The 14,349-nt window shown below is 72.2% G+C and carries 11 protein-coding genes; 8 read left to right on the forward strand and 3 right to left on the reverse strand.

Annotated elements, in window-relative coordinates; all coding sequences use genetic code 11:
* Positions 1–399: 399 nt before the first annotated feature.
* The 3 genes from GA0115240_RS06460 to GA0115240_RS06470 all read right to left on the reverse strand — a co-directional run bounded on the left by GA0115240_RS06460 (position 400) and on the right by GA0115240_RS06470 (position 3,644).
* On the reverse strand, positions 400–1,086 hold the full coding sequence (locus GA0115240_RS06460) for a TetR/AcrR family transcriptional regulator (protein WP_256069580.1): 687 nt from the start codon (positions 1,084–1,086) through the stop codon (positions 400–402).
* 102 nt (positions 1,087–1,188) lie between these two features.
* Positions 1,189–2,553 carry an alpha-2,8-polysialyltransferase family protein gene (locus tag GA0115240_RS06465; protein WP_093735690.1) on the reverse strand — a complete coding sequence of 455 codons (1,365 nt, stop codon included), beginning with the start codon at positions 2,551–2,553 and terminating at the stop codon, positions 1,189–1,191.
* Entirely contained in the window at positions 2,553–3,644 is a 1,092-nt protein-coding gene (locus GA0115240_RS06470) for a glycosyltransferase family 2 protein (protein WP_093735691.1), read from the reverse strand. Before GA0115240_RS06470 ends, GA0115240_RS06465 begins: the two co-directional genes overlap by 1 nt.
* A gap of 224 nt (positions 3,645–3,868) precedes the next feature.
* Here GA0115240_RS06470 and GA0115240_RS06475 point away from each other — a divergent pair, with 224 nt between their 5' ends.
* The 8 genes from GA0115240_RS06475 (at position 3,869) to GA0115240_RS06510 (ending at position 14,187) form a co-directional block, all read left to right on the forward strand.
* Positions 3,869–5,155, forward strand: coding sequence for a DUF6716 putative glycosyltransferase (locus GA0115240_RS06475; RefSeq protein WP_093735692.1), 1,287 nt, complete (start codon positions 3,869–3,871; stop codon positions 5,153–5,155).
* A gap of 74 nt (positions 5,156–5,229) precedes the next feature.
* Entirely contained in the window at positions 5,230–6,435 is a 1,206-nt protein-coding gene (locus tag GA0115240_RS06480; RefSeq protein ID WP_093735693.1) for an acylneuraminate cytidylyltransferase, read from the forward strand.
* A gap of 60 nt (positions 6,436–6,495) precedes the next feature.
* On the forward strand, positions 6,496–7,440 hold the full coding sequence (locus GA0115240_RS06485) for an N-acetylneuraminate synthase family protein (protein ID WP_256069584.1): 945 nt from the start codon (positions 6,496–6,498) through the stop codon (positions 7,438–7,440).
* A gap of 71 nt (positions 7,441–7,511) precedes the next feature.
* Positions 7,512–8,678: a hypothetical protein gene (locus GA0115240_RS06490; RefSeq protein WP_093735720.1), complete on the forward strand. Its 1,167-nt coding sequence runs from the start codon at positions 7,512–7,514 to the stop codon at positions 8,676–8,678.
* 185 nt (positions 8,679–8,863) lie between these two features.
* Positions 8,864–10,336: a glycosyltransferase family 4 protein gene (locus GA0115240_RS06495; RefSeq protein WP_256069581.1), complete on the forward strand. Its 1,473-nt coding sequence runs from the start codon at positions 8,864–8,866 to the stop codon at positions 10,334–10,336.
* Positions 10,337–10,959: 623 nt separating this feature from the next.
* Complete coding sequence (locus GA0115240_RS06500; protein WP_093735695.1) at positions 10,960–11,619, forward strand: DUF2637 domain-containing protein; 660 nt, start codon at positions 10,960–10,962, stop codon at positions 11,617–11,619.
* A 21-nt stretch (positions 11,620–11,640) separates the two neighbouring features.
* The gene (locus GA0115240_RS06505; protein ID WP_141708750.1) at positions 11,641–12,402 is read left to right on the forward strand and encodes a hypothetical protein; all 762 of its coding nucleotides are present in this window, start codon (positions 11,641–11,643) and stop codon (positions 12,400–12,402) included.
* A 570-nt stretch (positions 12,403–12,972) separates the two neighbouring features.
* A complete protein-coding gene (locus GA0115240_RS06510; protein ID WP_093735697.1) occupies positions 12,973–14,187 on the forward strand; it encodes a M20 family metallopeptidase in 1,215 nt (404 codons plus the stop codon).
* Positions 14,188–14,349 lie beyond the last annotated feature (162 nt).

Below are 14,349 nucleotides of genomic sequence, written 5' to 3' on the forward strand. Positions count from 1 at the left end.
CAAGCGCCCGGGCCGGAAGACGGCCGCACCGGGCACCAACGGCCGGAAGGCCGGGCCGAACAGCCACCGGGGCGCGTCGTCGCGGCACGCCCGTACACCCGGCGCGCACCACCGCGCGCCGGAGAACAAACCGCACCTCAGGGGGCGTACCGCCGACGGCGAAGGGCAGAGGTGACACTTCCGGGCGGGCATGCGCTGTAGCAAGTGAACCGACTGGTCATCGGTTCGGCGGACCCCGGTTCTCCCCGTATTGGGGTCCGCGTCCAGAGCGCGGCCGGGCGCATTTCCCCCTGCCCGGCCGCGCTCGCCCGCGTCCGGAGCGCCACCCCGCGCACGATCCGCGCACGATCCGGCGCCGGGCCGCGTGGCGCGAGCCGACTACCGCGTGGCGCGAGCCGACTACCGCGTGGCGTACGCCAGTACCCGCTCGCCGAGCAGACCCTCCACCGTGTCCAGCAGCGCCAGCGCGGCCGTCGCGATCGCCGCCGGGGGCTGCCCGGCACGCGTGCGCTCGCCGATCTCCCGGAAGACCTGCTCCTGCGCCCAGCTGAGCTGGGAGGCGACCAGTCGCGGCAGCGGGTCGCCCGGCGCGGCGCCGGTCTCGGCGGCCAGCACGGCCGCCAGCGCCTCCACCATCTCGCGCCGTATCGAGGCCAGCCGGGCGGCCAGCGTCGGTTCGGCGCGGACCATCTCCAGGAAGCGGCCGAAGCCGCGGCTGAGCCCCACCATCCGCTCGCCGTGCCGCAGTTCGGCGCGCAGCGCGGCCAGCACCCCGGCCGCCGCGGAGCGCCCGTGCGGCCGGTCGGCGACCATCTGCACCATGCGCTGGGCGGAAGCCTCCTCCGGGTAGAAGACCAGGTCTTCCTTGGAGGGGAAGTAGGTGTAGACGGTGTTGACGGACACTTCGGCCGTTCGTGCCACCTCGGCGATCGTCACCCGGCCGAAGCCGTGGTCCAGGAACAACCCGGTGGCGACTTCGGCGATGTGCTGCCTGGTCTGCCGTCTCTTCTCGTCACGCAGCCCGAGGGCGACGATCTCCTGAGCGCGGGTCGGCTCACGCACAGCGCCGCGGGTGATTTCGCTCACCCCCACATCGTAAAGCAGCGGCGGGTGACGGCCCGAGGACCGCCACCCGCCGCTGTCCGGCCCGCTCGGTTGTCCCGGGCGGGCTCGGTTGTCCCGGGGCGGTTATCCCAGGGTGGCCTTCTTGAAGGCACGGGCGCGGCGGGCCACCCGGCGGACCGTCCGGTTGCGCGGCACGAACGCCAGCCGGCCGGGGACCGCGCCGGGCAGGCCGAGCGAGGTGAGCCGGCGGCGCTTGAAGTAGGGCCAGGTGCCGGCGTTCAGCCGGTCCGTCAGCCAGGTCACGGCTTCCTCCCGCAGATGCGGGTACGCCTGCGCCTGCATGCAGTAGCCCACCGCGTACAGCAGCGGCGTCAGTTCGGCGGCCACCTGCTGCGGGGACGGCGGGGCCCAGGCCCGTACCCCGCCGGTGTCCGCCAGGTCGGGCAGCAGCGCGTGCACGATGGTGACCGGGATCCGGTTGCTGTTCTGGTACGGCGCGAGCCGCTCCAGCAGCAGCTTGGTGCCGGTGCGGGCGACCGGGATGCCGTAGAACACCGAGGCGGTCAGCAGCGCGGTGGAGAAGCAGCCGACGACCAGCGCCGGGCGCGCCTTGAGGTAGACGACCTCGGCCAGGATCGGCGAGTTGAGCACCGTCAGCCGGGTGCCGAGGCGCTGTGCCTCGGCCTTGAGCGGCTCGGTCCACTCGGCGGGGGCCGTCGGGTGCGGCTTGAAGACGATCTCGTTGTGCCCGAGGGCGGCGGCCCCCCGCACCATCGACAGGTGCAGCTCCTCCTCCTCGGCCGGCGTGATCAGGCCCAGCGCCGACAGGTACTGGCCGAGCAGCAGCGCGGCCCCCTCGGGTACACCCGCCAGGTCGTCGCCGCCGGCGTCCATCGATGCCTCGGCGACCTCGGCGAGCACCTTGGTGAACTCCGCGGAGGGCACCACCTCGGAGGGCACGCCGTGCTCGCTGAGCAGCAGCGGGCGCAGCCCCGGCACCAGATCGAGATGCAGCAGCCGGTCGATGCGGGTGTCCACCAGCGCGCCCAGCTTGTTGCGGGTCGGGCCGTAGGACATCAGGCCGTCGGCGTAGACGGTGATCGGCGCGCCCTGGAAGACCGCGGCCACCGCGAGGGCCGGCTCGACCTGGATGGACTCCACGATCAGTTCGATCTTGTCGTCGCCGAGGTTCCACAGCATCCGTACATAGCGTTCCCAGAGGGGGACGTCGTCGGCGCGCGGCGCCCAGCCGCCCGGGTGCAGCGGGTGGATCGTCTCGTTCCACGACACCAGGCCGTCGAAGCGGGAGCGCAGCGCCGCGAAGCCGGGGGCCTGGTCGAGCGGCGGGGTGATCTCCGGGATCGCCGCGTTGTTGCACACCACCAGCAGGCGGCGGTCGGCGGCGGCGAAGGAGCCGGCGTCCAGACCGGCGGCCAAGGTGGCCGCGCCGTACAGCGTGGAGGCGAGGAAGAGCTGGGTGCGGGCCATCACGCCACCGCCCCTTCGTTGTCGCGGGCGTCGAGGTCGTCGCCGGTGCCGGCTTCGGCGACCGCGCGCTTCGATCCCGGGGCGGGCGGGGGCGGTGCGGCGGCCGCCGCACCCGGGTCCTCGTTGCGGGCCGGCAGCCGCCAGCGCAGCCGGCGGATCTTGGAACTGCGCTCCAGGTCCATCGAGTCCAGCGCTTCGGTGAGCACGTCCTGCGGCAGCTGGCGGAGCGCGGCGGCGCTCATCGACTTCAGCTTGCGGGCCACCGCCGGCTCGAACCGGTCGATGTTCCCCAGGTGGTGGGCGATGATCGCGCAGTAGGTACGGACCGCCTTGGGCAGGAACAGCTCCGCGTCGGGGTCCTTGGAGACCTCGGCGATCACCTGGTCGAAGCTGCGGATGAAGTCGAGTTGGCGGACATCGCCGATCTGCGTCAGCGAGGTGGCCACCCCGCGCCGGTAGAAGATGCCCATCAGGCCGGCGGCCACCGCGAAGGTGTCGGCCTGCAGGTGCAGCCGCCAGATCCACGGCCGGTCCTCGGCGGTGCGCAGCCCGTCCTGGAAGTGCAGCAGCCCGCGGTCCACCAGCCGGCGGTGGTAGATCCCGGCCCAGGCGTACGGGTAGTCCACCGAGGTCGAGCGGTCGGCGGGCAGGATCGCGTCGCGGCCCTTGAGGCTGACCCCGCGGCGGCCGTGCGGCACCCGGATGACGTTGCGGACCCGGCCCGTGCACTGGACGTGGTCGACGCGGACGAAGTCGGTGTCCAACTCCTCGATGGCCGACACCAGCTGCGGCAGGTAGCCGGGGCCGTACCAGTCGTCGCCGTCGAGGAAGGTGAGGTACTGGCCGCGGGCCGCGTCTATCCCGGTGTTGCGCGCGGTGGCCAGCCCCCCGTTCTTCTCGTGCCGGACGAGCCGGGCGCCGGGCAGCGTGTCCAGCGCCTGCTCCAGGATCACCGGGGTCCGGTCGGTCGACGAGTCGTCCACCAGCACGAACTCGTAATCCGGATCGGCGTTCGCCCGGAGGCTGCGCAGGGTGTCCGCGGCATACTGCTGGACATTGAAAAAGGGCACGACAACGGAGAGCTTGACCACTCCCGTACATTAGGCCGTTCAGCCCCCCTTGTGCTTTGCATCGAACATACATCTAGGTAAACGAACCATGTCAGAACGGTAACGGTGCGTGTCCGGGGTGACCCGGGTCACCCCTGGCGCCCGCTGGACCGTCGCCTCCGATCCGAAGCATGTTGTTTACCTCCCGTTGGCCGATGGTTAGCGTGTTGAGTCCAAGTGCTTCCTACTGTCAGGGTGTGGAACGTATGCCCGGCCCACTGAGGGTCACTGTGATCGCCGATTCGGACACCCGGTGGAAGTGGGGTGCGCTGACCGCGCGACGCATCGACCCCGATGCCCGACTCGACGCGCGCCTGTTGCGCGGCCGTGCCACGCCCACCCCGCGCCAGCTCGCTGAACTGGGCATTCCCGCCGACTCGATGGTGGAGGCGACCGCGGCCGAGATCCTGGCCGACACCAACGCGGACAGCTGCGACGTCGTGGTCATCTCCTGCGTCGGCGGCACCGTGCAGGCCCTTCTGCACGGTCTCAACCGTGCCTGGGAGGGCCGCTCCTCACGCCCGGTGGTCGTCACCGGATACGTCGGTGTCGTCTACGAGAAGCTCGCCGACGGACTGCTGCTGCGGGCCGGCGCCGACGTGGTCCTGGCCAACAGCGCCGATGACGCAGAGCGATTCCGGGCCGTGTACGACGGTGTGGGATATCCCACAGGCGCGATCGCCGAAACCGCGCTGCCGTTCCTCGGCGGCGAGCGCTACCGGCCGGACCCGGGGCGGCGGTTCACCGTCACCTTCGCCGTCCAGCCGTCGGTGCCCGAAGGCCGCGCCGACCGGCTGCACTTGCTGCGGCGGACCGTCGAGCACGCCCGCCGCCACCCCGAGCGCGATGTGCTGGTCAAGCTCCGCAGCAAACCCGGCGAGCACACCACGCACATCGAGGAGAACCCGTACCAGAAACTGGTCGCCTCCCTGGACCCGCCGCGCAATGTGGAGTTGGTCTACGGCAACATGGGGGAGGTGCTGGACCGAACCGACCTCCTGGTGACGGTCAGCTCCACCGCGGCACTGGAGTCGCTGTACCGCCGGATACCGACCGCGATCCTCACCGACCTCGGCATCCGCGAGTCCCTCGGCAACCACCACTTCCTCGGTTCGGGCTGCTTCGCGTCCTGGGACGAACTCGACGACGGACACCTGCCGCAGGCCGACCCCGACTGGACCGCCGCGCACGGGGTGGGCGACGGCGACGCCTACGCGGGCCTGCGCGCCCGGGTCCGCGTCCTGCTGGACATGCCCGAACTGCCGCGACTGGCCCCCTACTACACCCAGCGCACCGCCCCCGGATACCTCCCCGGCATCCTCGCCCGGCAGGGCCTGGACCCCAAGGGCGAGCCCATCGGCGGCTTCTCCCCGCGCGAGCCGGGCCCGGTTCGCAAGGCGGTCCACGACCTGGTGCGCAACTCCGCCCGCACCGCTTACCGTCAGGGCGTACAGCGCGTCGCCCCCGTCATCCGCCGCTGGGGCCAGCTGTGACACCGCGCACACGTACGGCCGAAGACCAGGCACCGCCGGAGCCGCCGGTGCCCGCACTGACAGGAGCCACCCCGATGACCACCGAACCGGCCCAAGCCGCCCCCCGCGTGCTCGCGGTCATACCCGCCCGCGGCGGGTCCAAGGGCGTACCCGGCAAGAACCTCGCGGCGGTCGGCGGTGTCCCGCTGGTCGCCCGGGCGGTACTGGCCTGCACCGGGGCCCGCCGGGTCAGTGACGTCGTGGTGTCCACCGACGACCCCTCCATCGCCGAGGTCGCGCGGTCGGCCGGCGCCGAGGTCGTGCTGCGGCCGGTCGCCATCGCCGGCGACACCGCCACCAGCGAGGCCGCCGTGCTGCACGCCATGGACAGTCACGAGGCGGCCATCGGCGCGACCACCGACGTGGTGCTGCTGGTCCAGTGCACCAGCCCCTTCATCACCAGCGACGAGATCGACGGCGTGGTCGCCGCGGTCACCGAGGGCGGCGCCGACACCGCGCACACCGTGGCGCCCTTCCACGGCTTCGTCTGGCGCGACGGCGACGCGGCCGACGAGGGCTCCTTCGGCGTCAACCACGACAAGGCCACCCGGCCGCGCCGCCAGGACCGCCCGCAGGACCTGCTGGAGACCGGCGCCGCGTACGGCATGCGCGCCGACGGCTTCCGCGCCGCGAAGCACCGCTTCTTCGGCCGGACCGCGCTGGTGCGCACCGACCCCGCCCGGGTGCTGGAGATCGACGAGCCCGCCGATCTCGAACGCGCCCGCGCGCTGGCCCCGCTGCTCGACCCGCGGGCCGGCATCCCGACCCGCGACGACGTCGACGCGGTCGTACTCGACTTCGACGGCACCCAGACCGATGACCGGGTGCTGATCGATTCGGACGGACACGAGGCCGTCACCGTGCACCGCGGTGACGGACTCGGGATCGCGGCACTGCGCCGCGCGGGCGTGCCCGTACTGATCCTGTCCACCGAGACCAACCCGGTCGTCGCCGCCCGGGCCAGGAAGCTCAACGTCCCGGTCCTGCACGGCATCGACCGTAAGGACCTCGCGCTCAAGCAGTGGTGCGAGGAGAACGGCATCGCGCCGGAGCGGGTGCTCTACGCGGGCAACGACGTCAACGACCTGGGCTGTTTCGCCCTGGTCGGCTGGCCCGTCGCCGTCGCCGGAGCGCATGACGTGGTCCGGGCCGCCGCCCGGGCCGTCACCACCGCCCACGGCGGCCACGGGGCGATCCGCGAGATCGCCGCATGGCTGCTCGGTCCCACTCTCGCTCGCTGACGACGTTTCACGAAGTCCAGAACACCCCCTGAAAACCGAAGGAACACCCCCGTGGCCTCTATCCCGGCAATTCTCCCCGCCAACCTTCGCCCCGTCGGCTCCCGCCACATCGGCAACGGTCAGCCCGTGTACATCACCGGCGAGATCGGCATCAACCACAACGGCGAGCTGGAGAACGCGTTCGCTCTGATCGACGCCGCCGTCGCCGCAGGGTGTGACGCGGTCAAGTTCCAAAAGCGCACCCCGGAGATCTGCACCCCGCGCGACCAGTGGGACATCGAGCGCGACACCCCCTGGGGCCGGATGACGTACATCGACTACCGCCACCGTGTGGAGTTCGACGAGGACGGCTACCGCGCCATCGACGAGTACTGCCGCAAGCGCGGCATCGACTGGTTCGCCTCCCCGTGGGACGTCCCGTCGGTCGAGTTCCTCGAGAAGTTCGACGTCCCGGTCTACAAGGTGGCCTCGGCCAGCCTCACCGACGACGAGCTGCTGCAGGCGATGCGCGCCACCGGCCGTACCGTCGTGCTGTCCACCGGCATGTCGACGCCGAAGCAGATACGGCACGCGGTCGAGGTGCTCGGCAGCGAGAACATCGTCATCTGCCACGCCACGTCGACGTACCCGGCGAAGAACGAAGAGCTCAACCTGCGGATGATCAAGACCCTCCAGTCCGAGTTCCCGAACGTGCCGGTCGGCTACTCGGGCCACGAGGTCGGCCTGCAGACCACGCTCGCCGCGGTCGCGCTCGGCGCGGTCTTCGTGGAGCGCCACATCACCCTCGACCGCGCGATGTGGGGCTCCGACCAGGCCGCGTCCGTCGAGTCGCAGGGCCTGGACCGGCTGGTGCGCGACATCCGCATCATCGAGACCGCGCTCGGCGACGGCGTCAAGAAGGTCTACGAGGGCGAGCTCGGCCCGATGAAGAAGCTGCGCCGCGTCCCCGGCGTGATCGCCGAGGCCGAGGCCGCCGCCTCCTCCTCCGAGGCCACCTCGGTCTGATTCGGTCTGACCCGCCCGCGGCGGGGATCGGGCTTCCAGGACACGTGAACAAGAAGGACGAGGACGAGGCAATGACCGCAAGGCTCGCGCTCCGCAAGAGCCGGCCGCCCGCATCGGGTTCCGGCCCCGTGGCGCTGGTCGAGTCACCTGTCCAGCTTTTGAACGTCCTGGAGTGGGCGCACGTGCGCCCGCCGGCCATACCGCCGATCCCCGCCCCGCGCGACGGCCGCGCCACCGAGGAGACCCCCTCGGTGGCGCAGCCGCTGACCGTAGTGGTGCTCTCGCCCGCCGACCCGATCAGCCGCGGGCAGCTGCGCCGGATGGCCGAACTCGCCCGCGAGGAGGGCGTGATCGTCCGCTGGTACGAGGCCCGGGGCGGTGAGGGCCGCCGCAACGGCCTGCTGCACACCGCCTTCGCCGTGGCCCCGCTGCTGCTGCGGGCCCGGCGGCTGGTCATCGGCGACCCGTTCTCCCGGCTGGTGCAGGTGCTGCTGCCGCTGTGCCGCGCCAAGGAGCTGACGGTCGTCGACGACGGCACGGCCACCATGGAGTTCACCGAGATCCTGTCCCGCGGCGGCCGCCTGGTGCGCTGGCACCGCAGCGGGCACCGCAGGTCGCCGGCCGATGCCGCGTTCGGCCTGTTCGCCTCGGCCGCCCGGCGCCGGCTCACCCCCGGCAAGCGGCGCAGCATCGAGCTGTTCAGCGCGATGCCCGCCACCCCGCCGGCCGGGATGGCGCTGCGCACCAACCGGTTCGCCTGGACCCGCAGCCGGTTCGGGCCGCCGCACATCCTGGACGGCACCGACCTGATCGGCACCTCGCTGGTCGAGACCGGGGTGGTGGATCCCGAGAGCTATCTCACGGTGGTCCGCTCGCTGGCCGAACAGCACGGCGCCCGCCGGTACTTCGCGCACCGGCGGGAGGCCGTCGACAAACTGCACCGGCTCGCCCAGGAGACCGGCCTGGAGATCGTCCGGCCGGACCTGCCGCTGGAACTGGTGGCCCGGCGCGGGCCGATCGGCAAGGCGATCTTGTCCTTCCCGTCCACCGTCGTGCACACGCTGCCGCTGGCGCTGGCCGGCACCGGGGTGGACATCCTGGTCGTGGACATCGACCAGGAATGGCTGTCCTCGGCGGCCTCGCCGCGGGCGCACACCTTCCTCACCGGGATCACGCACACGGCCCGCGACCTGCACGGGCTGCCGGCCGCCGACTCACCGAGCCCGGCGCAGCCGTAGCCGCCGCCGGACCGGGCCGGGCCGTTCGGGGCGGCCCGGCCCGGCGGCGGGGTGCCGGTTCGGGGCGCCGGTTCGGGCAGCGCGCACAAATCTCGTTCGCCCCCCGGCAAGGCGCACGTAACCCATAGATCATCCAGATGGGGTTGGGTGCGGGGATGGCGGGGAGTTTACGCGGATCAGCGCGCGTGGCAGTCGTGTCGGGCGGTGGTCTCGACGGTGACTCGCGCGCCCTCAGAGTGGCCGGCGCCGCCCGCGCGGCCGGATATCACGTCACCCTGATCGGCCGGGCACCGGCCACCGTCGCGCTGCCGGGTGTCGAGGTACGGCAGGTGACCGTGCGCGATGTGCTGCGCACCCACCGGGTGCTGCGGCCCCGCCCCGGCCTGCGCTGGCCGCTGGCCTACCGGAGCGCGGCCGCGCACGACCACCGCACCACCCTGCTCACCGCCCAGCGCTCGCTGCTGGCCACCCGCGGCGCCGAACTCGTCATCGTGCACCGGCCGTTGCCGCTGCTCGCCGTCGCCCGCTGCTGCCACGCACTGGCCTGGCTCCGGCACGGCGCCCGGGTCGGCTGGACCCGCACCCGCGCCGCCCAGTACCGGGCCGCCGTACGCCGCCGCAAGCGCCCGGACGGCCGGCTGGACAACCTGGTCACCGAACTGGCCCGGCTGCTGCTCGGCCGCCGTGCCTGGCGCCGCCTCGACCCCGGACTGCTGGACGAGGAAATCGCCTACGGGCCGGTCCTCGACGCGGTCCGCCCGCACCTCATCCACGCCCTCGGCCACCGCGCACTGGGCCTGGCGATCCGCGCCGCGCTGCGGGCCGAGGGCTCCGGCCACCGTATCGAGGTGGTCTGGGACGCGCCGCCGCGCGTCCCCGCGCAGACCCGGCGGGCCACGGTGGCCGGCGACGCGCTGCTGCGGACCTTCGCCCGCGAGGCCGACGGCGTGGTCACCGTCGGCGACCGGCTGGCCGGTGAACTCCGGCTCCGCCACGGCCTGTCCGCCACTCCCGCCGTGGTCCGCAACGCGCCGCCGCTGTCCGGCACCGGCCTCGACCATCCGCACGGCGTGCGCGACCGCTGCCATCTCGCCGCCGACGTACCGCTGCTAGTGCACACCGGCCCGATCACCCCCGACCGCGGCCCGGCCACCGTCATCGAGGCGCTCCCCAAGCTCTACGACCTGCACGCCGCCTTCGTCGTGCCCGACCCGGAGGCGTCCGAGGTCGGCGACTTGCGCGACCGGGCGGTCCAACTCGGCGTCCAGGGACGGCTCCACGTGCTGCCGTACGTCCCGGTCGACGAGATCCCCGCCTTCCTCTCCTCGGCGGACATCGGCGTCCTGCCGGTCCACCAACTCCCGCATCACCAGGCAGTGCTGGCGTCCCGTTACCTCGAATACGCCCACGCCCGGCTGCCGGTGGTCGTCAGTGACGTGCGCGCCATGGCCGCGGCCACCCTCGAACTCGGCAACGGCGAGGTCTTCCGGGCCCGCGACACCGCCGACTTCGTCCGCGCGGTCGGCGCGATCCTCACCAACCCGCGCCGCTACCGCAAGGCGTACGACCGCGTGGACGTCCTGCGCCAGTGGTCCTGGCAGACCGAGTCCACCGCGCTGCTGGACCTGTACGCCCGGCTGCTGGGACCCCGGGTCTGAGCCCCTGGCTCCGCGCTCCGGGCCGGCGGCTTCGCGGCGGCCGGAGCCGCGGCGACCCCCCTGGGGCGGGACCCGTCGCCGGCCCCGGAATGCAATCGCACTCCGGGGGGCCCAATAACCTTACCGTGGGACCGCCGCTGCAATGCGGCACGACACGCGGTAATTTCCGAGAAGGCCGAGATCGCACCGGATTCGTGACACGGCGTATGCGCGTACGGGTGCATAGGGTTTCGGCCGAATAAACGGCGGCGTGGCAAACGGACTAACCGAATGCCACGCCGTTCACCCGATTGCTGCGTCCCGGCCCAAACCCGGAGTCGTTGAACGTGGTGTGAATACGCCTTCCGGCCAGCCCCATTCAGCGGACACGGACCTGCGACGTGCCGGCTCGGTTCCGCGACCGCAGACGTTCGCTCCCGGGAACAGCCACGGGGAGGCGGCGCACGGCGCGGAATTCGGCCGCGCGCCGTCCGTCGGCCCGCCGTCGTGCGGCGTCCTGCTGGGCGAATTCCTCGCCCTGATGGGACGTATCGAAGCCGACTTCACACGCCGCTGGGACGCCGCGCATCTCGGCGCCCCGAGCGGCACCCACCAGCACGGCTCGCGACCGGGGCGGCGCCACCATGTATGAATACGACGAGTACCCGACGATCGCCCCCGAGATTTTCGTCCCCGAGCCGGGCCAGGCACCGGACTTCCCGCCCGCGGAGCAGGCGGACGACACCTTGAGCCAGTGGGACGTGGACGTCGAGTTCGAGCAGCTGTTCCGGCAGCCGGCCCGGGAGGAGCCGCCGGCCGCCACCCAGCGGTCCACCGCGCCCCGGGTGGACCGGCGGCGCCGGCGCCAGCGCACGGTCCCGCTGCGCTGGCCGCTGCTGCTCGGCGTCGCCATCGCCGGCACCACCGCGATCGTCTCCAGCACCGTCAGCGTGCTCGGCGCGCTGGTCTCCTACAACCCGCTGCGCGAACTGGCGTCCCCCACCGCCCACGACCTGGCCTCCGCGTGGCCGCTGCTGATCTACGGCCCGTGGTTCGTCGGCTGTCTGTCCATCCTGCACGCGGCCGCGCACCGGCGTCAGGTGCGGGCCGCCTGGATCACGGTGATCGTCTTCTCGCTGATCGCCATGGCCCTGTGCATCGACCACGCGCCCAGAACGCTGACCGCGATCGCCACCGCGGGCCTGCCGCCCGTCTCGGCCCTGGTCAGCTTCCATCTCCTCTTCCGCCAGATCACCCTCCTGCATCCCCGGCACGCCAAGATCCCGCACCAGCGCAAGCACTGACCTCCGGGGAAGAGGCCCACCATGCTCCTGAAAGAGAACGACCAGGTAATGATCGAAAGAAGCCAGCACGCAGAGGACTGGTTCGTGTGGGGAATGTACTGCGCCGACTCGCCCCACAGCCCCGGAGGGTCGCATTTCGTGGTCGAACTGCCCGCCGTGATGGAGATGATCGAGATGGTCGCGCAGGGGCACGTCACCGGAGGGGAACTCCGGCAGGCACTGGATGATTTCGCGCGGCGATTCCACGCCCCGGAGCAGCAGACCGGTTCCTTCGGACCGCTCGGCCGCTCCGCGTCTTTCGACGGCCGGACGATCGGCGAGGACTGCCCGCACGGCTGCCCGGTGTGCGCGGGCGCCCAGGCGGAGTTCGACGCGATCGCCGCCGAATCCCTCACCCACAAGGTGCGGCTCTCGGACCCGGACCAGCACCCGTACGCGGCCGGCAAACACACCCTGCACCGCAGCACCTGCCCCAAGGTGGCCCGCTTCGTCGGCCGCGTCGAACCCGTCGGCTCCCCCCGCTTCCTGGCCGGCCTGCCCGCGTTCGCCCACCAGGGCGTCTGCAGCACCGCCTGGGCGGCGGGCATGCAGGTCCTCACCACCGAGGAGGCCGCCGTCTGGATCCACCACCACTCGGGCCCCCAGGACGGCGACCCCGGTTACAAGATCTGCTGCCAGTGCCTCCCCCCACTCCCCGGCACCACCACGGCCCCACCCGCGGCGAGCACGTTCGGGGCGGGTTACTGGGGCTGGGAGACGCAAAGCGCGGTCACCTGGGGCTAGGCCGTGTCTGACAAATCCCGCCTGCCCCGCGACGTCTGGCACGCGCGCTCGCTGCGTTGTCGGGATCGTCCGAGTAGCCCACTACGAGGACGACCCTCCGCCTTGCGATCGCACGCACCAGACGCCGCGGGGCCCCGCCCTGCGGGCGGACGGCGCTATTTGTCAGACGCGGCCTAGCCCCGCCGACGAGTTCGCGTTCTCTCCATGTCAAGGACCGGGGCAGGCGGCGCCACCGCGCGCTTCCCCCGGTCCTTGTGGGGTGTCGGCCAGGGGCCGCCGCACCCGCACACACGGTTGTAACAACGTCACCGTAAGCTGTGACTCCTCGCCCGGCGGGCATCCGCATCGGTGAACCGAACAGACGTTGCCCCGTGGCGGGGGGCTCGTTGAGCGATCAGTTGCGCATCGACGAGCGACTATGGGTGTCATCCGGCCCGGACCCCAAAAGGGTGGGCATACCCCCGAGGAAGATCCGGTATGCGCCGATCGGGCGACTTCCCCTCCTCCCGCAGGACCGTAAATTCGCCGATCATGTAAGAGGAGCCGGTTGTGGGGCATACCCTGGCTGAGGTGAACGACGACTCACCCGGAGAGACATCCGTAGGGACGACCGCCGCGTTGTCGGGCCTGGTGTCCGAGGATCTGCGTGCCGAGCTGATCGCCTTCCGCCGCGATCTGCACCGTCATCCCGAGCTGGCGCGGCAGGAGGTCCGGACCACCGAGAAGGTGCGGGCCCGGCTGGCGCAGGCGGGCTTGGCGCCGAAGGTGCTGCCGAACGGCACCGGGGTGGTCTGCGACATCGGCCCGGCGGACCCGGCCCGCCCGCGGATCGCGTTCCGGGCGGATCTGGACGCGCTGCCGGTGCCGGACACCAAGGACGTGCCCTACCGCTCCACCGTGGACGGACGCGCGCACGCCTGCGGCCACGACGTGCACACCAGCGTCGTACTCGGCGCCGGCCTGGTGCTCGCGGCGATGAACGAACGCGGCCGGCTGCCGCGCCCGGTGCGGCTGGTGTTCCAGGCGGCCGAGGAAATCATGCCCGGCGGCGCGCTGGACGCGGTGAAGGCCGGCGTGCTGGACGGCGTGGAACGCATCCTGGCCGTGCACTGCGACCCCCGGGTGGAGGTCGGCCGGATCGGGCTGCGCCAGGGGCCGATCACCTCGGCCGCCGACAAGGTGAAGATCACCCTGGACGGCCCCGGCGGCCACAGCGCCCGGCCGCATCTGACCACCGACCTGGTGATGGCCGCCGCCAAGCTGGCCACCGAGCTGCCCGCGGCGCTGGGCCGCCGGGTCGACCCCCGCTCCGGGCTGAGCGTGGTGTGGGGCCGCATCGAGTCCGGGCACGCGGCGAACGTCATCCCGCAGCACGCCGAACTCGAAGGCACCCTGCGCTGCCTGGAGCTGGCCGCCTGGCACGACGCCCCGGACCTGGTGCACGAGGTGATCGACCAGATCGCGGCGATCTACCGGGCCAAGTGTGAGATCACCTACGTGCGCGGCGTCCCGCCGGTGGTCAACGAGGCCGCCTCGGTGGAGTTGCTGCGCGAGGCGATGACCGGGCGGTACGGCCTGTCGGCCGTCGAGGACACCGAGCAGAGCCTGGGCGGCGAGGACTTCTCCTGGTATCTGGAGCACGTCCACGGCGCGCTCGCCCGGCTCGGCACCCGGCCGGTCGGCGACACCACCAAGCGGGACCTGCACCAGGGCGACTTCGACGTGGACGAGGGCGCCATCGCGGTCGGCGTGGAACTCTTCACGGCGGCCGCGCTGCTGTCCTGAGGACCGGGCCCGGGGGGCCGCGCCGCGGGCCCGGCGCCGGACTCCCCGGGCCCGAAGACAGCCTCGCCGAGCCGGTGTCCTGCACTTCTGACAGGGGGTGAAGAATCCACTACGGGTGCTTCACCTGGCTGAAATGCGTCGATCCGATAACAGGTCTTCATT

The sequence above is a fragment of the Streptomyces sp. DvalAA-14 genome (genome assembly GCF_900091855.1).
Taxonomy (GTDB): domain Bacteria; phylum Actinomycetota; class Actinomycetes; order Streptomycetales; family Streptomycetaceae; genus Actinacidiphila.